This is a genomic window from Nocardia sputi (genome assembly GCF_023501985.1).
In genome coordinates, this window is the sequence record NZ_JAMFLC010000001.1 from 277,855 (window position 1) to 297,726 (window position 19,872).

23 protein-coding genes are annotated in these 19,872 nt (G+C 65.4%); 19 read left to right on the forward strand and 4 right to left on the reverse strand.

Annotated elements, in window-relative coordinates; genetic code table 11:
- Positions 1–744 carry an SDR family oxidoreductase gene (locus tag M8859_RS01410; RefSeq protein ID WP_195070471.1) on the reverse strand — a complete coding sequence of 248 codons (744 nt, stop codon included), beginning with the start codon at positions 742–744 and terminating at the stop codon, positions 1–3.
- Positions 745–815: 71 nt separating this feature from the next.
- On the opposite strand from M8859_RS01410, the gene M8859_RS01415 reads away from it, so the two are divergent.
- The 3 genes from M8859_RS01415 (at position 816) to M8859_RS01425 (ending at position 2,853) form a co-directional block, all read left to right on the forward strand.
- On the forward strand, positions 816–1,166 hold the full coding sequence (locus M8859_RS01415) for a winged helix-turn-helix transcriptional regulator (RefSeq protein WP_249643623.1): 351 nt from the start codon (positions 816–818) through the stop codon (positions 1,164–1,166).
- A gap of 104 nt (positions 1,167–1,270) precedes the next feature.
- On the forward strand, positions 1,271–2,344 hold the full coding sequence (locus M8859_RS01420) for a DNA polymerase III subunit beta family protein (RefSeq protein ID WP_249643624.1): 1,074 nt from the start codon (positions 1,271–1,273) through the stop codon (positions 2,342–2,344).
- Between the two features lie 8 nt (positions 2,345–2,352).
- Positions 2,353–2,853, forward strand: a complete 501-nt coding sequence (locus M8859_RS01425) for a hypothetical protein (protein ID WP_195070469.1) — start codon at positions 2,353–2,355, stop codon at positions 2,851–2,853.
- Positions 2,854–2,902: 49 nt separating this feature from the next.
- On the opposite strand, the gene M8859_RS01430 is transcribed toward M8859_RS01425, so the two are convergent.
- The gene (locus M8859_RS01430; RefSeq protein WP_159919840.1) at positions 2,903–4,222 is read right to left on the reverse strand and encodes a TIGR03118 family protein; all 1,320 of its coding nucleotides are present in this window, start codon (positions 4,220–4,222) and stop codon (positions 2,903–2,905) included.
- 152 nt (positions 4,223–4,374) lie between these two features.
- Here M8859_RS01430 and M8859_RS01435 point away from each other — a divergent pair, with 152 nt between their 5' ends.
- Positions 4,375–4,872: a peroxynitrite isomerase gene (locus tag M8859_RS01435; RefSeq protein ID WP_159919842.1), complete on the forward strand. Its 498-nt coding sequence runs from the start codon at positions 4,375–4,377 to the stop codon at positions 4,870–4,872.
- An 18-nt stretch (positions 4,873–4,890) separates the two neighbouring features.
- Here M8859_RS01435 and M8859_RS01440 read toward each other — a convergent pair whose 3' ends face one another.
- Together M8859_RS01440 and M8859_RS01445 are read right to left on the reverse strand one after the other, a co-directional pair.
- Positions 4,891–5,319, reverse strand: coding sequence for a DUF4254 domain-containing protein (locus M8859_RS01440; protein WP_159919844.1), 429 nt, complete (start codon positions 5,317–5,319; stop codon positions 4,891–4,893).
- Complete coding sequence (locus M8859_RS01445; protein WP_223512750.1) at positions 5,316–5,672, reverse strand: DNA-directed RNA polymerase subunit beta; 357 nt, start codon at positions 5,670–5,672, stop codon at positions 5,316–5,318. The genes M8859_RS01440 and M8859_RS01445 overlap by 4 nt, the downstream gene beginning before the upstream one ends.
- A 389-nt stretch (positions 5,673–6,061) precedes the next feature.
- Here M8859_RS01445 and M8859_RS01450 point away from each other — a divergent pair, with 389 nt between their 5' ends.
- From M8859_RS01450 to M8859_RS01520, 15 genes are all read left to right on the forward strand, one after another.
- On the forward strand, positions 6,062–6,910 hold the full coding sequence (locus tag M8859_RS01450) for a helix-turn-helix domain-containing protein (protein WP_249643698.1): 849 nt from the start codon (positions 6,062–6,064) through the stop codon (positions 6,908–6,910).
- On the forward strand, positions 6,907–7,119 hold the full coding sequence (locus M8859_RS01455) for a DUF397 domain-containing protein (protein ID WP_195070466.1): 213 nt from the start codon (positions 6,907–6,909) through the stop codon (positions 7,117–7,119). Before M8859_RS01450 ends, M8859_RS01455 begins: the two co-directional genes overlap by 4 nt.
- Positions 7,120–7,325: 206 nt before the next feature.
- Positions 7,326–7,895 carry a DUF3558 domain-containing protein gene (locus M8859_RS01460; RefSeq protein WP_195070465.1) on the forward strand — a complete coding sequence of 190 codons (570 nt, stop codon included), beginning with the start codon at positions 7,326–7,328 and terminating at the stop codon, positions 7,893–7,895.
- A 42-nt stretch (positions 7,896–7,937) separates the two neighbouring features.
- Entirely contained in the window at positions 7,938–8,417 is a 480-nt protein-coding gene (locus M8859_RS01465) for a hypothetical protein (protein WP_249643625.1), read from the forward strand.
- Positions 8,414–9,574 (forward strand): WXG100 family type VII secretion target, encoded by a 1,161-nt coding sequence (locus tag M8859_RS01470; protein WP_195070464.1) that lies wholly within the window; start codon positions 8,414–8,416, stop codon positions 9,572–9,574. Before M8859_RS01465 ends, M8859_RS01470 begins: the two co-directional genes overlap by 4 nt.
- Before the next feature lie 105 nt (positions 9,575–9,679).
- The gene (locus M8859_RS01475; protein ID WP_159919856.1) at positions 9,680–10,456 is read left to right on the forward strand and encodes an ESX secretion-associated protein EspG; all 777 of its coding nucleotides are present in this window, start codon (positions 9,680–9,682) and stop codon (positions 10,454–10,456) included.
- A gap of 150 nt (positions 10,457–10,606) precedes the next feature.
- Positions 10,607–11,185 carry a hypothetical protein gene (locus tag M8859_RS01480; protein WP_195070462.1) on the forward strand — a complete coding sequence of 193 codons (579 nt, stop codon included), beginning with the start codon at positions 10,607–10,609 and terminating at the stop codon, positions 11,183–11,185.
- Entirely contained in the window at positions 11,185–11,499 is a 315-nt protein-coding gene (locus M8859_RS01485; protein WP_195139027.1) for a hypothetical protein, read from the forward strand. The genes M8859_RS01480 and M8859_RS01485 overlap by 1 nt, the downstream gene beginning before the upstream one ends.
- Positions 11,499–12,344, forward strand: a complete 846-nt coding sequence (locus tag M8859_RS01490) for a hypothetical protein (protein ID WP_195070460.1) — start codon at positions 11,499–11,501, stop codon at positions 12,342–12,344. The genes M8859_RS01485 and M8859_RS01490 overlap by 1 nt, the downstream gene beginning before the upstream one ends.
- Positions 12,329–12,928, forward strand: coding sequence for a hypothetical protein (locus tag M8859_RS01495; RefSeq protein ID WP_195070459.1), 600 nt, complete (start codon positions 12,329–12,331; stop codon positions 12,926–12,928). Before M8859_RS01490 ends, M8859_RS01495 begins: the two co-directional genes overlap by 16 nt.
- A 909-nt stretch (positions 12,929–13,837) precedes the next feature.
- On the forward strand, positions 13,838–14,893 hold the full coding sequence (locus M8859_RS01500) for an N-acetylmuramoyl-L-alanine amidase (RefSeq protein WP_249643626.1): 1,056 nt from the start codon (positions 13,838–13,840) through the stop codon (positions 14,891–14,893).
- The gene (locus tag M8859_RS01505; protein WP_159919866.1) at positions 14,890–15,111 is read left to right on the forward strand and encodes a hypothetical protein; all 222 of its coding nucleotides are present in this window, start codon (positions 14,890–14,892) and stop codon (positions 15,109–15,111) included. The genes M8859_RS01500 and M8859_RS01505 overlap by 4 nt, the downstream gene beginning before the upstream one ends.
- On the forward strand, positions 15,108–15,545 hold the full coding sequence (locus M8859_RS01510; RefSeq protein WP_159919868.1) for a hypothetical protein: 438 nt from the start codon (positions 15,108–15,110) through the stop codon (positions 15,543–15,545). Before M8859_RS01505 ends, M8859_RS01510 begins: the two co-directional genes overlap by 4 nt.
- The gene (locus M8859_RS01515; RefSeq protein ID WP_159919870.1) at positions 15,542–15,847 is read left to right on the forward strand and encodes a hypothetical protein; all 306 of its coding nucleotides are present in this window, start codon (positions 15,542–15,544) and stop codon (positions 15,845–15,847) included. Before M8859_RS01510 ends, M8859_RS01515 begins: the two co-directional genes overlap by 4 nt.
- Positions 15,848–16,171: 324 nt before the next feature.
- Positions 16,172–19,858, forward strand: coding sequence for a beta strand repeat-containing protein (locus tag M8859_RS01520; protein ID WP_249643627.1), 3,687 nt, complete (start codon positions 16,172–16,174; stop codon positions 19,856–19,858).
- Positions 19,859–19,872 lie beyond the last annotated feature (14 nt).

The following is a 19,872-nucleotide window of genomic DNA, read 5'->3' on the forward strand; positions in this document are numbered from 1 at the left end:
CTAGATCTCCGACGCGGCGAAGTAGTCCTGCCCGCCGATGTAGGTGGTGTGGCCGGGATCGGCGGGGGCGGTGGTAGCCAGGGCGACGGCGGTGGCGAACTCTGTGACGGTGGGCAGGGCGCCCTGATCGCGCCGTGCGGCGACAGCGTCGGGATTCCGGCGCTCCAGCAATTGGACGATGATCGTGCCGTCGATCATGTCGCCGGAGACGACGTGCAGGGCGACGCCCCTGGCACCGAGTTCCGGGATCATGGCGCGTAGCGCGTCCTCGCCCGCGCGCTTGCTCGCGGCGATGGGTTCGTAGTCGGCGGGCACCGGCTTGCGGCCGTGGAAGTGCGCTTGATGACTGGTCACGAAAACGATCCGCGAGCCCGACGGCATGTGCGGCAAGGCAAGCCGTACCAGGCGTTCCTGCGCGTCACGGTTGAGGGCCATCGCGTAACCGGGCCGCGCATCGCGCTCGAGCCCGCCGGATGCGTTGAGCACCAGCACATCCAGCCGGCCGAACGCCTCCGCCACCCCGGCGACCAGCGCGCGGGCCGAATCCGCGTCGGCGATATCAGCGCCCGCAGTGGACGCGCTACCGGCCGCTTGCCGGATCGATTCCGCCAGTGCCTCGGCTCGCTTGGCCTTCTCCCGGTAGTTGATCACCACATGGTCGCCGCGCGCTGCGAGCACCCGAGCGGTCTCCGCGCCGATGCCGCGGGACGCGCCCGTGATCAGGACGATTCGCCGTCCGGTCATGCCGTCATCCTCTCGGTCCGCCCGGCGCCCCGGCCGGTGCTTCTAATTCAGAATCACTATGCTGGTTCTAAATGAGAAGTGCAAACGAAGCCAGGCCGCCGCGCGGCCGGGACGACCCGTCGAACACGCCGCTGCTGGCCACGATGGATCTCCTCGGCCAACGCTGGATCCTGCGCATCCTGTGGGAACTGGAACCCGAGCGTCTCGGCTTCCTCGAGTTACGCCGCCGCATGGGCAACTGCTCCTCCAGCATGCTGTCGGTGCGGTTGCAAACTCTGCAGTCGGCGGGACTGATCGCGAAGAACCCCGACAAGTCCTACGAACTGACCACGGCGGGCATCGAGCTGGGCGCGGCACTCGGCTCGGTCTGGGACTGGTCACGCCGCTGGCGCGTAACCCCCACCGACTCCCAAACCGACTGACCAGCCGCATCGGACCGTGCGGACACCAGGTACCTGGAACTGCCCAGTCGGCGGGGGCGACACGGGTTTGACCTTCGAGTTGGTTGAGGCTCCATGATTGCCGGGTGGCGAGTTCGGAATCGGCAGGGTTGATCACGATCGGCGTCCTCGCGCGGGAAAGCGGGCTAACGGCGAGCGCACTGCGGTTCTATGACGACTGCGGCTTGCTCGTTCCGGCTCGGGTCGACCCGCTGACCGGATACCGCTATTACACCGAGGCGCAGCGAGAGCGAGCGGCCCTCATCCGCCAGTTGCGCGCGATCGACCTCCCCCTGGAAACGATCGCGAAAGTTCTCTCCGGCGACCCCGCGGACGTACCCCGCCTGCTCGACCGTCACGTGGCGGAACTGACTCGCCTGGCGCACGAGGCCGCGCGCGTCGCCGCGGTGGTCAAGCAGTCGCTCGTGGCCCACGTGGCGATCGACGCCGCGGCGCTGGCCGAGGCGCTCGAGCAGGTCCGCGGGGCCGCGGCGCGGACCCGCGAGATACCCGTGCTGGCGGGCATTCTGCTGGAAGCGGGTGGTAACGCGGTGACGCTCACGGCCACCGACCGTTACCGCCTGTCCACCCGGACCGTGGTGGCGAACCGGCAGCACGGCGGCGAGTGGTCCGTGGTGCTCGATCCGAACGGACTCGAGTCGCTCATCGAGTGGTTGTGCGGCAGGAACGAGGTCGTCGTCACCTCGACAGACGACGGACTGCTCCTCAGCGGCGACGGCGTCGAATACCAGTCGGCCGTCATTCAGGCGACCTTCCCGGACCACCGAGCCTTGCTGTCGGGGCTGGGGCCGGTCCGAACCCGAGTGATCGTCGCCCGGCAGGCGGTGCTGGAGCTTCTCGAAAAATTCGACGCCGTGGTGCGATTCGCGATCCGGCCGACCGAGATCGCGGCGTCCGCACCCGGCACGGCGCACCGCCTGCCCGCGACGGTCACCGGCTCCGTCATCACACTGTCGTTCGATCCCGCCACACTGCTGCCCGCCGTCCGCACCGCGCTCGGCCCCGATCTGATGCTCGACATCATCGCCGCCGATCAGCCGGTGGTCCTGCGCTCCGCGACCGACGGAGACCTCACCACCCTGGCGATGCCCGTGCGACCCATCGACCACGAAATAGCAGTCGCTACTACCAGGGTCTAGGAGACCTGATGAACACCACCTCGGACGACACCATGAACACCATCACCAGCGCGGTCGCGCTCGGGCACGAGGGGCGTCCCGACGACGCGCGGGACGCTCTGCTCGCCGTGTGGGCCTCGCTCGGTCCGCAGGGCGACCCGTTGCACCGGTGCACGCTCGCCCACTATCTGGCCGACTTGTACGACGACGCCGCCGAAGCGCTCACTTGGGACATCCGGGCGCTCGACGCCGCCGACAGCCTCTCGGACGATCGGGCGCAAACCTATGACGGATCGCTGCGGGTGGCCGCGTTCTACCCGTCACTGCATTTGAATCTCGCCGACGACTATCGCAGGCTCGGCTCGTTCGACGCCGCGCAGCGCCAGATCGACGCCGCCCGTGCACGGGTGCACACCCTCGCCGAGGACGGCTACGGGGCGACGATACGAACGGCGGTCGACGAGGTCGAGTCGGCTATCCAGGAGCGACGCACCGAACGCCGAGCCTCGGCACCGACCGGCGGCCGGTAGAAGCACGAGCAGCCCGCGCCGAGTCGGCGCGGGCTGCCACGAACCGGATCTACTTCAACCGCAGCTTGCCGAACAGACCGTCCTTCTCGTCGTCGGGTCCCGCCGTGAAGTACAGCGAGTCGGCGTCGCCGAGGCTCTCGCCGTTACCGAACATCAGCGCCCACAGCCCTTCGATCGCGACCGGCTTGCCGTCGGCATCGCGCAGGTAGTCGGCGAACTTGCCGGTGGTGTCGTCGTAGGCCAGCACGTGCCCGGCACCGCCGAAGTTGCCGACCAGCAGTTTCCCGCTGAGCGGACCGAAGCCCTCCGGTGCGATCGTCACCGCCCAGGGTGCGTTCAGGCGCTTGCCGTCGTCGATGATGCGCACCAATTTGCCGGTGGCGTCGAACTCGGCGAGCTTGCCCTTGTCCGGTTCGCCGCCCGCTTCCCGCTCTTCGTCCTTCTCCAGCGAATCCTCCTCGCCGGCGTCGAACTTCGTCGCGTCCTGTTCGTCCGGTTGCGTCGTGGCGTAGGCGACGAACACCCGGTCGCCGATGGTGGAGACGTTGAACGGCGCGGGATCGCCGGGTTTGGCCTTCTTACCCTTCTCCGGCGCGGCCGGGTCGATCGCGTCGCCGGTGGCGAAGGGGTTGGCGAAGCCGACGGTCGGAATCGGCTGCCAGTTCCTGTCGAATGTCCGGACTTGCGGGTCGGCGCCGAAGTCGGCGGCCAGCAGCGTGTCCCCGGACGGCGCCAGCGCGATCCCGAAGAACTGCATACCCTGCGGCGCGCCGTCGAAGACCAGGTTGGCCGGGCCGTCGTGGCGCACGATCCGGCCCTCGAAGCCCTGCTCGGTCCAGGCGGAGATCTTGCCGGAGTCGGTAGCGAAGATGAAGCGCGCCGAGCCGTTCAGCGGCCCGCCTTCCGCCTCGACCGGCTGGTCGCGGACGACGAACAGATCGGAGGTGATCGGCGCCGGGTTGAACACCACGCCGGTGGTCTTGCCCGCGCTCTTGTCCGAGGTGTCGGCGTCGGCGCCGGGGATGGTGACGATCTTCAACTGGTCCTGGAAGAGCTTCTGCACCTTCTCGTCGGCCGACTTGGTCACGTCACCGACGAATTGGAACGACTTGCCGCCCGCGCCCACCCAGAAGTGCCCACCGGCGCCCTTGGGTCGGTCGGCGAGCCCCCAGGCGTTCACCAGGTCGGGGAAAACGAACTGCGCGTTGTACTCCGCGTTGTTGGCCGCGAGATTGGTTTGGACGTATTTGTTGCCGTCGAGCGCGGGCACCTCGTCCGGCTTCGAGTCCGAGCAGCCCGCCGCCACGATCAGCGCGGCGCCGAGCGCCGACACGCGCAGCAGACCACTTCGGGTCCGCGACCGAGGCATACCGCCACGGCGCGACTCTTTCCAGCGTCCGTTCAACTTCCTGTTTCCTTTCCGACCACACCACATTGGTGATAAGGCGAAGCTAACCTTAGCGCGCGGCAATTTCGGGAGTACCCGAACGGTTGGACGGGCACGGGTTTAGGCTGTTCGCCGTGGTCGAACCCCAGCCTGCTATTACCCTGCATCCCGATATCGCTCCGCTCGCTCCACTGCTCGGCACTTGGCGCGGGAACGGACAGGGTGAATACCCGACCATTCCTCCGTTCGGCTATGTCGAGGAAATCCGGTTCGGCCATCTCGGCCGCCCGTTCCTCACCTACCGTCAGAAGACCCGCGCCACCGACGACGGCCGGCCGCTGCACGCCGAAACCGGCTATCTGCGTTGCCCACGCCCCGACCGCGTCGAATTGATCCTCGCGCATCCCACCGGTATCACCGAAATCTGCGAGGGTTCGCTCGCGGTCGAGGACGGCATGCTGCGCATGGAATTGGACTCCACCAACATCGGGCGCAGCACCACCGCCAAACTCGTGACCGCCCTCGGCCGTTCGCTGCGCCTGTCCGGCGACACCATCGACTACTCCCTGCGGATGGCGGCGGTCGGCGAGCCACTGCAACACCACCTCGCCGCCACCTTGCGGCGCGATTGAACCGGCGCACGCCACGGTCTAGGAAGCGCTCGGCAATCGACGGCGCCCGCTGGTCAGTTCGGTGACCAGATCCTCATAGCCGACAGCCAGTTCGGCCAGCCGCTCCCACGCGAACCACAGGTCCCACTCCTGGTCCTCGGCCATGGCCGTGTACGCGCACGCGCTCAGCTGGGCGAGTCGGTCGACTACCGAGCCGAGCGATTCGGTGTGCAGATAGGCTCCGCCACGCGCCACGGGCAACCGGGACTCGACCCAGCGGTCGACGTCACGAACCAGCCGGGCCCGGCGCTCATCGATTGCGCACGCACATTCCCGTTCCGTGCGGAGCCGGCGAACATGCAGTTCCGCTAGGGCGCGCGCCCGCGACAGCACCGGATGCCCCGGCGGCGGCGCACCCTCCCGGCAGGCCCGCAGCAGCTGGGTTCGCGTCGGCAAGCCCTCGCTCATGGCGCGTCTTTCCCGCCCGCGCGGGCCAGCAGGCAATTCACGATCACCATTCCGGACGGACGGAACGTGTCGCGCGGCGCCACCACCCATCGGCGGAATACGCCGTTCGCGTCGGCGGGCGACGGCAGCGCGATTTCGCTGCCGAAAGGCACGATCGAAACGTCGAGCCGGAACAAGGCCGCGAACAGCCGCATGTCGTCGGGTAGATCGGGTCGGCACAGGAAAGTCCACCGCCGAGAACGGATATGCGCGATCACCGGCCCCAACGGCATGCCACGGAAAAGCATGTCGTCGCGCACGCACTGCCCCAGCCTGTCGGGCATCGTGATCCCGCCCACCACGCCGGCCTTCACGACGATCCGGCCGATCTCCGGGTGTATCCCGGCGGGCAGCCCACAGGTGCGGCGGTAAAACGCACAGCGAGACGCGGGAGTGTCCGCGAATGCCGCATAGTTCATTCGCCAGCCTCGATTCACATAGTTCGGAAAGCGGAGAATGCCGGCCGCTGGACCTGTAACCGTTGTCGCGGTTAAGGTTTCAGCACTTCTTCGATTCGTGCCGGTCGCGTTCAGTAGAGCACCGGATATTGCTGGGCGGGAACTTTCTCAGTGGTGGAACCGGGCGAAAACCGCCCAGGTTCCAAGGCCCCCCGCCACAACGGTTCCAGTTGATACCTGGCCAATACTTAGGCTACGAAAGGGAATTCGTCGTGACTCCAACCGGATCCACCCTCCCCCGCCGCATGCTCGGCAGGCAGCTGCGCGAGCTGCGGGTCAACTCGGGCGTCAGCGCGGAGTACGCCCGCCATGTGATCGGCGTGGGGAAACAAACCCTGTGGCGGATGGAGACCGGGCAGCCGGTCCGGCTGAATCCGCTGTTCATCGAGCGGTTGTGCAAGGTGTACGGGGCGTCGGAGGAGCAAACTGCCGTCTTGCTCGACTTGACGGAGGAGACCAAGCGCACTGGCTGGTGGCACTCCCTCGACGACGCCATCCCCAAAGGATTCAGCCACTACGTTGGCCTGGAAGCAGCCGCCCACCGCGTCACTTCGTATCAAACGACTCTTCTGCCCGGACTGTTGCAGACCAGTGAGTATCGACGGGCACTGATCTGGGTCGACTACCCGACGATGCCCGGCCCCGAGGTCGAGCGACGCATCGAGGTGTTCACCCGACGCAAGGCCCGCTTGGACAGTACCTCCGACCCGCTGCATCTCGACGCGGTGCTCGACGAGTCTGTGTTGCGCAGGCCGATCGGCGGCACGTCGGTCATGGCAGACCAGATCCGATATCTTGCGGAAGTAACTGAGCAGAACAACATTTCGGTGTATATCGTCCCCCTGGATGCGGCAGCATACGCAGGCCTGCGTGTCGGCCCGTTCGTGATGCTCGAGTTCCCTAGGCACCCGACGGCACATCTCACCGAGCCACCAGTCGTATACATGCAGGGTTTCACCGGCGACCTGTATCTTGAGAAGTCCGAGGAGATACGGGAATACCGACAGGCGTTCGCCGACATCCGACGATCGGCACTCGACGAGGTTCGCAGCCGATCCCTCCTCCGCAAGATCGCAAAGGAGTTTGCCGAGTGAACGTCGATCCCTCCACTGCCTTGTGGTTCAAAAGCAGCCATAGCAGCTCGGACAAAGAATGCGTTGAGGTCGCGTTCCTTGCTCCCGACCTCGTGGGTATGCGCGACTCGAAGAATCCCGCCGCACCGGCGCTTGTGTTCACAGCGAGTGAGTGGGACACGCTCACTGCCCGCATAACCAGAGGTGAACTCGACCGCTCACAGTTCTGAGACAGCCTCGACGGCAACTCCGGAACCTCCTTCGCCAGAGGTTCCGGGGGATGCTCGCTCACAACTCCCCCGGAACCATCGACCTGCTCGTCAGACCGCTTGCCCCCGATGAACCCCGGCGGTAGCGTCAACTTTCGTTGCGGGGGGCGGAGAAGCCGGTCCGGCCTCGAAGAGCCAGGGACAACACCGGTGCGCAAGGGGGACCAATGAAGTCAGGGCAGAGTTCGGGGCGTCTGGCCACCCTCGCCGTAGGTACCGCACTCGTTCTGACAGGCTGCGACTCCTCGACCGAGGGTGATGCGACTCCGACCGGGAGTTCCCCAACCAGCCAGAGCATCGCACAGGATGTCCCGACCGGCTACAACCCGTGCAACGACATCCCCCAGAGCGTGCTCGATTCCGAGAATCTGCGGGGGAAGCAGAACGAGGACTCCAACGCTTCCGGCGGCGTCAAATGGCGCGGCTGCGCATGGGTCCAAACAGATGGGTACTCGCCTGCCATTCGAACAACGAACCTCACTGTCGACATGGTGCGGGCCAAAAACTTCACTGACACCCGTGAGTACGCGGTAAGCGGACGCCGCGCCATATCCACGCGGCAGGTGGACGAACATCCCGAGGCTGTCTGCACCGTGAACGTGGAGATGAAGGGCGGTAGCCTCGAATTCTTCCTGAGCAATCCGCCGTCGAATCGTAAGACTGGCCAAACGGACACTTGCTCACTCGCACGAACTCTTGCAGAGAAAGTTGTCGCGACGATGCCCGCCAATGTGTAGACCACACTGATACTGGAGCAACTCACCGGGAGGGAAGAACAGATGGGTGACGACAAGACTCCACCGGATCGACCGATGGCGAACGTCCTCAGCGCCGTTCGCGACGGCCAAGCCAATCTCGAGATGAGAGCCGAGGACTTCGTCTACATAGATCGAGATTGCGAGTTCTTCAAGGATGCGATTCGCAACATTCAGCGCGCCATGGACATCGTTTCACAGCAGACGCATTGGGGACTGGGGGAATCCAACAGTGACATGGTGTCCGCCTCCACGTTGGTGGACCGCTTCAAGAAGAAGGCGCGCGGAGCGGAGGATGGCAACAGTGTCTACCAGATCATGGAAGAGCATTTTCGTATCGTTCAAGACATCCAAGAGGTCCACCGGATAGCCCGCGATCGGCTCATGCAGGCGGACAGCAACTTCGCCGCTGAGTTCAACCATTTGAACGCCACCCTCCCCGAGCGCCCACCCGTACAACTGCCATTCGGACCGGTCTCACTCCCGGACGGGACCGGCAGATGAACGGCTACGAGAGCACCCGTATCCCGAACGGCGGCGAACATCCCGATAGCTGGGAACACTCGCGGATCAACGAGACATTCAGCCCGCTCGACATCACCGACGCAATCAACCAGGCGAACAAGTACTGGCAGGCTCGCACCCAATGGGAGCAGGGCGTGGAAACCTTCGCCCGCTCCATCCAGACCTCCATCGCCCAAGCCTGGTCCGGCCCCGCTGCGGAACAATCCAAGAACGCGATCGCCAAGTACACCAGCGACGCGCAGAATCTCACGAACTCCTTGGAGGAGCTGTACTGCCGGGTCCGTGACGCCGCTACCGCCATCGCCAATACGAAGAGAGCCCTCCCGGATACCGTCGACTATTCCTTCCGCGAGCGGGTCTTCCACCCGACGCGCTGGAGTCTGTCGGACGAGCGGTCCGAGGCCGAGCAGGCCGCGCGGGCGGCGATGAAAGAGTTCTACGTACAGCCGTTCAGTGAGATGGACGGCAAGATTCCGGTGCTGCCCACTCCGGTCGGTCCGACCGCGTCGGTGGACATTCCCGCGCCTCCGCCAGGTGGGTACCAGAGTGGCGACAACAACGGTCCGGGCTCGAACGACCCGGGCACCAGTCCTGCCGCCACCGATTCGGGCACTCCCGGTGACAAGGACGGCGACGGCGAGCCCGACGAGACGAGCACCGAGGAACAGCAGTCCACCGACGAGTCGGCGCAGGACCAGCAATCCTCCGACACGACAGCTTCCGACACTTCGACCACACCCACCGGCGTGGACCCCGCCTCTACAACCCCCGCCACCACCACGGACCCGACCAAGACAGTGCCGGCTGGCACCCCGTCGCCGCACAGTCCAGGCACACCTGGCAGTCCTGGCAGTCCTGGCACACCCAACCAGCCGCAACCGGGACGCAGCGTCGCGGGCGCACCTGGGATGCCGACCACATCGATGAACCAGGCCGCCGCGTCGGCTGCCACGGCGGCGCGAGGTATGAGCGGTATGCCGGGCATGATGGCGCCCGGCGCTCGCGGCGGCGGCAAGGACGACGAATCCGAGCACAAGACGCCGGACTACCTGATCACCCAGGAGAACACCGACGAGCTGCTCGGCGAGGTTCCGAAAACCGTGCCCGGTGGCGTCATCGGCGGCACGCAGACCTGATCGGGGCCACTTACTCTCGACTCGGCACACGCCCGCACCACAGCTCGGCGGCGGGCGTGTGCGCGTGGACAGTGGCCGCTTCGACACGGCCGGATGGGATCGCACATGGCTGAATGGATTTGGGAACCGGACGATTTCGCCGCGCTCTGGTATGGCGACGCGCACGACCGGATCCCCGGCCCATTGCGCTACACCAGTCGTTTCGCCTTCCGCGACGACTTCGCCGCCCACCGCGCGGCCGTGTGGGGGCACTATTCCGCGGACGAACTCGACGAGATCAACGCGGCCCTGCACATCCTGGGCGCCTCCGAGTTCCGCATCGAGATCCTCGGCGGCACGTGCAAGCACAAGAACAGCACCGGCACCCAGGACGTCCGCGAGTACCGGATCCTCGGCGCCCGCGACAGCTACCGCGCTGTCGTTCTGAGCCAAGCGGGCAACCACCACAAGCACGGCCCGATCCGCGTGCGCATGTTCCCCGCCGAGCAACTCCCCGTCCGCCTGGTCAAGGCCGTTCCGGCCTGCGCGCCCGGAGCCGAGAAGCCCGCCACGTTCCATCCCGACGACCTGATCCCCCGCCGGGACACCTACCTCGAGGACAACGCGCGCAACACCCCCCGCGAGCAGTACCAGCGCCTCCTGGGCCGCCCGGTCGACGGCGGCGGCACCGCCGTCCTCCTCACCGCTCCCCTGCACACCCGGACGAAGCCCGCCAAAGTCCTCCAGTGGCACGACATCTCCGACGACGGCCGCTACACCGAACACCGCGCCGACCACATCACCGTCCGCCCCACCACCCCCACCGACCTGACAACCCACTTCACAACCTGGATCGACCAGGCCCTCCAACGCTTGGCAGCCGCCCGCCCGGAAAGTTGGTAGCGAGACCAGCGGAACCGAACCGGGTCACTCGGCGTCCAACTCTGTACGCAGGCAACTACCACAAGCCGACAGAAGTGACCGAGGAAGAGAGCCGCAGTGCCGAAGACGGTGTTCCCACAGCGGGTCGTTATCGAAAGACGAAGGAATTCGATGAGCGAGTTCACCCGTTCGATCGGCGTGGGACTGTTCACGATGCATCTCGACGACGGACGCCTTCCGGTGGATGTCGTTGTGAGCCGGAATATCCACGACCGCCTGGATCCACCGGACTTCTCCGCGGCGGCGATGACCGGCTATTACCTGGCGCTGTGGCGGCACGACGCGCCGGTCATCGCATCGGGCAGATGGACCGAATTGACCGTATCCCAGTCTCGCCGCACAGAACTGATCACGCTCCTCGACACCCGGTCGCTCGCCGAATTCGAGATGGTCGAACGCTCCTTACGGCTGAGTGATGAATTCGTCGGGCGAGGGCCAGTGACCGATTTCGGCGGGCCATCGATCACGATGGTCGCGAGCATCTCTCGCATCGGCAGCATCGAGGTAGATCCGCGGTGGGCTGCCACGGCCAGCCCGTCCTACATCGCGCACGACATCCTCGACTGCGCGAACCAGATCCGGCAACAGCGCCCACGGTTCCACGAAGACGGGTCATGGGCCGACCGCACCGACGATGAGCTCGAACACGAACTCGCGGAATACAAGCGCTACCTGATGAGGAACTCGTAATGGTCGATTTCGCAGCGGATCTGAACCAGTTGGTGAAGGCTGCCCGAGCCTGGGATCACGCGTCGGACACCCTCACCGTCGCCGCGACGCAGGCGCAGAGTATCCATTTCAGTCACCAGGACGTCGCCTGGGGGCTGTTCCGCGATACCTGGGAAGCCCAAGTGGCGGCCGCGCGGTACATGTACGAAAGACTGGTCGAGGGTAGAGATGAAACCAATGCCATCGCCGCGGTTCTGGACCATGTCGCGAAGGTCTATCAGGAGCAGGACCAGAACTTCGCAAACGTCCTGATCGAACTGGAAGCGGATCACTGATGGGTGACACGAAATCACTGGACGAGATCAACACCGTACTCGATCAGTTCTCGGACCAGATCGCGGAGATCAGGACGCAGCCAGCCAAGGTGGATGAGGCGTTCCGGAAGGCGGCGATCGCCGCTGCCGAGGCCGAGGCAGCGACCTTCTTCGGATTGGCCGGTGCGGTGGCCGGTGCCGTCTACGGTGCGATGACCGAGGACGACTTCACCGGCTACATGCAGGACCACAAGGAAGTAATCAAGAAGAGGATTCAGGAGCTCTTGGAAAAACTCCAGGGCGCGGTCGACAGTTTGAAGGCGCCCATCGCCTTCCTGCAGACGAGCGAGGCATGGTCGCAGCTGGAATCCAAGATCGGCGAGGCGCAGAACAACGAGGTGGCCAACGGCAACGTCATCGGTTACTGGGCAGGTGCGGCCGCTCTCAAGTACACGGCGGCTCGCACACTTCAGGACACCGCAATGGACTCCGCCAAATCGATCTGCAACAAGCTGAGCGCTGCGCTCGCCCAGGTATCGGATACGGCTTGGGATTTCTACTCCAAGATCGTCAAGGATGTCGCGGATCTGATCACCGCGCTGGGGTCGGCTCTCCTCAAGATCGGCACCTTTGTCGCCGCTCCGGTCGGAATATCGGATGCGATCGATGTCCTCGGAAAGATGATCAATAAAGCCATAGAATATACCGATCATCTCGCCAAGGGCTTGCTCACTCAAAGAGAAATCATCAAACAAATCACTACCGCCACATCGGAACCAAAAGGATTTCTCAACGATCGTTGGCCGCGCAGCGCCTCCGACGACTTCGTCATCAACTCTCCCAGCCCTGAATGGCAGGCGACATGAACTGGCGAAAAGTTGTCGCGACTTCGGCGCTGGCCCTACTACTTTCGGGTTGCGATCTGTTGCCGCGTACTCATCCCGAAACATATGAGGTGCCGACGAGCAACCACACCATCCAAGAGTTGTGCGACGCTACAAAACAGTTCTTCACCATCCGAGCTGGTACCGATAACCTGAAGATCAGCCCGGGCGCCGGCGGCAAGGCGCTGACCGATGAAATCGGCGGCGGCAACGGGTGCTTCTATGAGAAGGCAGACGGGTCCGCATGGCGTCACCTCGGATTGGTATCGCTGTTCCGCATAATCGTCAGTGGTAACACCCTGTCCGAGCCCCCGTCGACGACCGGGAACTACCCGGCCGAGTTCCTCACCGTGAACGGCGTGACTGTCAAGGTTGTCACCGAACCACTCCCCAAGGGGGCGAATCCCGCCACTACGCTGCTCGAGATCGAACTCACCGCCAGCATCGACGGCTGGGAGGGCGCACTTCACTTCTACGGCACCCGTGATCGAACGACGCCAGATGACCAACCGACACGAGAAGGCGCCCACGCACTGGTGAACATGATCCGCACGTTGAAGGGCTGATCGCTCCGCTCGACACGTGGAGCGGCAACGCGCACATAGCAGGGCAAGCACACCTCATGCTCTCGGAACAGATCACGGCCGTCGCTCTGGCGGTTCGGAGCTGTGCAGGTCACCGTCACAGGATCGGGCGGTACCAGGTATGCCCGCACCACACCTAGGTCTGATTGCGCCAACGACTGGGCCGTCGCCGGAATCCGGCGACGGCCCAGTCGTTGGCGCACCTCGGAGGCTCGGTTGTGCTCTCGTAAACCACCGCCCAGCAGACGGATTCGCAGGCGGCCGCGGGCACTGTGCGACTGATTTTCGTCTCCTAGCGTGGCGGCCGAAATCTCCGCGACATACTCCGATTGCTCACGTTCCCGAGAACGGCACCGCAGCAGGGCCGGACGATAAATCCGCACTGGAGCACCCCCCACCGGTCAACGCCTGGCAACGATCTGGAAAACGGACAAAAACGGATGCCAGGACGCGTTGCCGAGGCGCTGTTTCTAGGGCATTAATGGAAGTAACCGGGCCACACACAGAGTCGGGCACCCCCCGGTATAGAGGAACCAGCAAACAGAGAGGCAGCGACATGCCTACTTTCCTCTTCCCGTCCTCGGGACATCAATGGTGGGGTCCCCGTGTCACCGCGACCGGCGTCTCGGCGGACGACACCCCGGTACACGCGGAAGCGCGACACCACGAACCCTCCTCCTTCGCATACGGGTTCAACTAGATTCCCCGGTCCTTCGGCGAATCGACGTCACGACGCAGTCCGACGCGCGGGTTTACTCCCCCTACCGGGTGCAGTCCGGCTCCCCCGTCGTCCTGCTTCGACCCATCCTCGGCGACCGATGGTCGCCGCACCGCAATCCGATCATCGGGAGGCACGGAATGATGCCACCGGAATACACAGAACTCAATCGTATGGGCGCATCGGGGTCTTCGCGCCACGGAGCGCGGATCACCAATTTCCTGCTGCACACGCAGGAAGGCGACGGCACGGCCGAGAGCCTGGCCAGTTATCTCAACGATCCCGGCCACGGGGTCAGCTATCACTACACCGTGCGGGATGGCATCGTGTGCGATGTCCTCGACACCGACCTCGCGAGTTGGTCGGTGCTGGACGCGAACCCGTACACGATCAACTTGTGCTTCGCCGGAAGCCGCGCGGGGTGGGGACCGGACGACTGGGCACAGATCGACGGAGACATTCGGATCGCGGCGTGGCTGGCTGTCCAGGACGCGAGGAGATACGGCTTCGCCATCGACGTCATCACACCGCCTTACCAGCAGCGCGAGGGCGTGAGCGACCACAATTACGTGACGGAATGCCTCGGCCTCGGCACACACACCGACGTGGGCTTCAACTTCCCTTGGACCCGCTTCATAGGCTATGTCCAGGAATACGCCGCCGGTGCACCCGCCGCAGCGCCGCCGGACGCGATCGATGACATCTACGCCGTCAATCCCTGGCTCGGAGACCGAATCAGCGGCGGCGAGTCCGTCACTTCGGACAGAGTGGGCCGATACGCCCAGTTCGAGCACGGCTTCATCTACTGGCATCCCTCGACCGGCGCGCATCCGATCCCGCACACGTTGTGGCAGAAGTTCGGCGAGTTGGGCTGGGAAGCAGGCCCGCTCGGATATCCGGTCACCGACTGCACCGTGTTGGACGGACCTGACGGCCTGCCGTGGGGTGAGGTACAGGGCTTCCAAGGCGGTGCGCTGTACCGGCGTGACGGCGCGAAGGCCTACTGGATGCACGGTGCGATCCGCGACCGCTGGAACCGCAGCGGCTCCGAGAACGGCCGCCTCGGCTGGCCGACCTCCGACGAGATTCCCTGGGACACCGGTACCTACCAGAACTTCGAGAACGGTCTCGTCTACTGGACGCCGCGCCAGACCCTGGCCACGGTGACCGCCGACGGCATCGATGAACCCCTGCACGACCCACACAATGGAGAAAGGGAAAACCGATGAACAATGTCATCACCATCCTGCGCAGCGAGCCCGTCCGCGCCTTGCTGTACCCGCTGCTGGTAGCGCTGATCGGATACGGCGTCACCAAGGGCGTCGTCTCGTCCGATCTTTCCGGATTCGTTCTCGCCGTCGTCGCGGCGGCGCTGGGCCTGCCCGCGGTCGAGGCGGCACGGCACCGGGTGAGCCCCGCGCCACCCGACAGCGGTGAACCAGCATGAAAACCCCGAAGGAGAAGACCCGACACGACCCCTTCGAAGTAGTGCTGTGCGCCGTCTTCGGCGTCTCGATGGTGTTGCAGTGCGTCTATGGCCCGCCATCGGGTTCGGCGATCGCGGCCATGCCCTCGCATTTCCGCACGCTGTGGCTGATCCTCATGCTGATCGGCTGCGTGGCGACGCTGACCGGTGTGTTCGCCCGGCGTGTCTGGGGTTACCTGGTCGAACAAATCGGTTTAGGGGCGCTGGGCTGGTCACTGGTGGCCTTCGGTGCGCAACTGCTGCTGTTGCAGGTCCAGCATGGAACCCTGGGTCCGGCCACGGTTCTCGGGGGTCCGCTGCCCATCGCCTTGGGGATCGCTTTCCTGTGGAAGCGCAGACAGGTACTGCAGGACGTCAGGACGCTGCACGCGGTGAAGATTCGGGAGGCGTCATGAACGTGATCCAGCAGTCTCCGATTTTCGCGGCGCTGGTGCTCATCGCCAGCTCGTCGGTGCTGTCCGCGGCCGTGACGGCGTGGTTCAAGCGCGGCGACGTCGACGCCACCATGACGAAGACGAAAGCCGACGCCGCGAAAGTGCTGAGTGACCTGGCCATTTCGCAGACACAGCAGATGTCCGAGCAGATGGGCGCGTTCCGGATGGCGCTGCGGGCGCACCGGGAGTGGGACCGGAAGATGGTGACCAGGGCACGGCAGGCGGGCATCGAGTTCGACGACCCACCCGAACTGTTCCTGTGAGACCGGAAGTTTCCTTCCTGGCCGGACGCTGACGAACGTTCCGCTTGGTCGCCAATCGTTCGCCGGGACCGCGGCTCAGAAGGAGCCGCCCTCCGGCAGACGGCGGCACAGCGCTGCCGAAAACATCGCTGCCACACCGTCTGCCAGGAAGTTCGTGCCGCAACCTGCCGCACCGATGGCGATTCGAAAACGGACCAAAACGGAGCGCCAGACACGTTGCCAGGCATCGCTCCAGAGGTGTTAATGGAATTAGCCGGGCCGTTGAACAGCGGCGGGCGCCCCCCGGTGCAGAGGAATCATCACCACGGCAAATAGGAGGCAGCCATGCCTACCATCACTTCCCTCTCCCCGACCTCAGGCCCAACCACGGGGGGGACCAATGTCACGATCACCGGTACCGGTTTCAGCGGTCCAATGACCGTGCGGTTCGGGGGTACCGCGACCACGTTCACTATCAACTCCCCCACCCAGATCACGGCCATAGCTCCCGCCGGATCGGTCGGTACGGTGCAGGTCACCGTCACCAGCTCCGAGGGAACCAGCAACGGCCTTCCCTACACCTATGTTCCGGTCCCCGCGTTGAACAGCATCAACCCGAACCAGGGCTCCACCGGAGGCGGGACGACGGTCACCCTCACCGGCTCGGGCTTCACGGGAGCCACCGCGGTCAACTTCGGTAGCACACCGGCGACTTCGTTCACCGTCAACTCCGACACGCAGATCACGGCTGTGACGCCCGCCGGGACCGGGATCGTTCCGGTCACCGTCACCGGACCGGGTGGTACCAGCGGCGCGGTGCCGTTCATCTACGTCGTCGTTCCGACCATCACGTCGATTGTGCCGACCGCCGGTCCCGCCTCGGGCGGCAACACTGTCACGATCACCGGCACCGGATTCACCGGTCCCCTGACCGTCCGGTTCGGCAATACCGCAACCATTTTCACGGTCAACTCGCCCACTCAGATCACTGCCGTCGCACCCCCGGGAACGGGCACCGTGCAGGTGACGGTCACCGGCTCCGGGGGAACCAGCAACGGCGTCTCCTACACCTATGCCGGTGTCCCCGCACTCACCAGCCTTGTGCCCACCACCGGTCCGACAACCGGCGGGACGACGGTGATCATCACCGGAACGGGCTTGTCGACCGCCACCGCGGTCAACTTCGGCGGCACTCCGGCGACCTCGTTCACGGTCAACTCCGACACCCAGATCACCGCCGTAGCACCCGCCGGAACGGGGACCGTGCAGGTCACCGTCACGACACCTGGAGGGACCACTAATGGACTCCCCTTCACCTACGTGGCGGTGCCGACCCTGACGACGCTGGTGCCGAATGCCGGTCCGGTTACGGGCGGGACGACAGTCGTCATCACGGGCACGAATCTGACGGGAGCCACGGCCGTCAACTTCGGTGGCACACCGGCGAGCTCGTTCACGGTCAATTCGGCTACCCAGATCACGGCGGTCGCGCCGGCCGGCAGCGGGACCGTACAGGTCACCGTCACCACTCCGGGCGGAACCAGCAACGGCCTCCCCTACACCTACATTCCGGTGCCCGCCATCACCGCGGCGGTACCGAATGTCGGACCGGTGACCGGAGGGACGACCGTCGTCATCACCGGAACGGGACTGACCGGAGCGACCGCGGTCAACTTCGGCGCGACGCCGGCAGCCTCGTTCACGGTCAACTCCGACACCCAGATCACCGCCATCGCACCCGCCGGAACCGGAACGGTGCAACTCACCGTCACCACACCGGGCGGAACCAGCAACGGCGTCGCCTACACCTACGTCGCAGTGCCTACTGTCACCGCGGCGGTGCCGAACGCAGGTGTGGAAGCGGGCGGGACGACAGTGGTCGTCACCGGCACAGGGTTGACCGGGGCGACCGCGGTCAACTTCGGCGCCACACCGGCGACCTCGTTCATCGTCAACTCCGACACCCAGATCACCGCCATCGCACCCGCCGGAACCGGAACCGTGCAACTCACGGTCACCACACCCGGCGGAACCAGCGGCGGCGTCGCCTACACCTACATCCCGGTGCCCGCCGTCACCACGGTGGTTCCGAATGTCGGCCCGGCGACCGGCGGCACGACGGTGATCGTCACCGGAACGGGGCTGACCGGGGCGACCGCGGTCAACTTCGGCGCCACACCGGCGACCTCGTTCACCGTCAACTCCGACACCCAGATCACGGCCATCGTTCCCGCCGGAACCGGAACCGTGCAACTCACGGTCACCACACCGGGTGGAACCAGTAGCGGCGTCGCCTACACCTACATCGCGGTGCCCGCACTGACCGCAGCGGTTCCGAATGTGGGGTCGGAATCGGGCGGCACGACAGTCGTTCTCACCGGAACGAATCTGACCGGCACCACAGCGGTGAACTTCGGCGCCACACCGGCGACCTCGTTCACCGTCAACTCCGCCACGCAGATCACCGCCGTAGCACCCGCCGGGACCGGCACCGTGCAAGTCACGGCGACCACGCCCGGTGGAACCAGCAACGGCTTGGCCTTCACGTATGTGCCGGTACCCGCGCTCACCACGGCGGTTCCGAACGTGGGCCCGGTGGCCGGCGGGACGATCGTCGTCCTCACGGGGACAGGGCTGTCCACCACCTCAGCGGTGAACTTCGGCGCCACACCGGCGACCTCGTTCATCGTCGGTTCCGACACCCAGATCACGGCCGTGGCACCGGCGGGCACCGGGACGGTTCAAGTCACGGCGACCACCGCGGGTGGCACCAGCAACGGCGTGGCCTACAGCTACGTCGGGCTTCCCACCCTCACCACGACGGTTCCGAACCTGGGCTCGGTATCCGGCGGCACGACAGTCGTTCTCACCGGAACGAATCTGACCGGCACCACAGCGGTGAACTTCGGCGCCACACCGGCGACCTCGTTCACCGTCGACTCTCCCACCCAGATCACCGCCGTAGCACCGGCGGGAACCGGGATCGTGCAAGTCACCGCCACCACCCCGGGCGGAACCACCAACGGCGTTCTCTATACCTACGTCGCGGTTCCCACCCTGGCGGCGGCGGTTCCGAACCTGGGCTCGGCATCCGGCGGAACCACCGTCGTGCTCACCGGCACAGGACTGACCGGAGTCACGGCGATCGACTTCGGCGGCACACCGGCGACCTCGTTCACCGTCGACTCCGCCACCCAGGTCACCGCCGTAGCACCGGCGGGGACGGGGACCGTACAGGTTACCGCCACCACTGCGGGCGGGACCAGTAACGGCGTCGCCTACACCTATGTTCCGGTGCCCTCCCTCACCGTGGGGGTTCCGAGCGTAGGCCCGGCATCGGGCGGCACGACGGTCGTTCTCACCGGAACCGATCTGACCGGAACCACCGCGGTGAACTTCGGTGCCACACCGGCGACCTCGTTCACCGTCGACTCCGCGACACAGATCACCGCCGTAGCACCGGCGGGAACCGGGATCGTGCAAGTCACCGCCACCACCCCGGGCGGAACAACCAACGGCGTCGCCTTCACCTACCTGGCGGCGCCCAGCCTGGCGACTTTGCTGCCGAACGTAGGTTTGGAAACGGGCGGAACGGTCGTCGTTCTCACCGGTGCCGACCTGGCCGGGACCACAGCCGTGAACTTCGGCGCCACACCGGCGACCTCGTTCACGGTCGACTCACCGACCCAGATCACCGCCGTGGCACCCGCCGGGACCGGTACGGTGCAAGTCACCGCCACCACCTCCGGCGGAACCAGCAACGGCCTCGCCTACACCTACATCGCGGTACCGACACTGGCGGTCGTGCTTCCGAATGTAGGACCGGCGGCCGGCGGAACGACAGTCGTCCTCACCGGGACCGACCTGACAGGCACCACCGCCGTCGATTTCGGCGGCACACCGGCGACCTCGTTCACCGTCGACTCCGCGTCACAGATCACCGCCGTCACTCCCGCTGGAACGGGAACAGTGCAAGTCACCGCAACCACGTCCGCAGGAACCAGTAATGGTCTTCCATTCATCTATATCTGACGGCTGATGCGGCT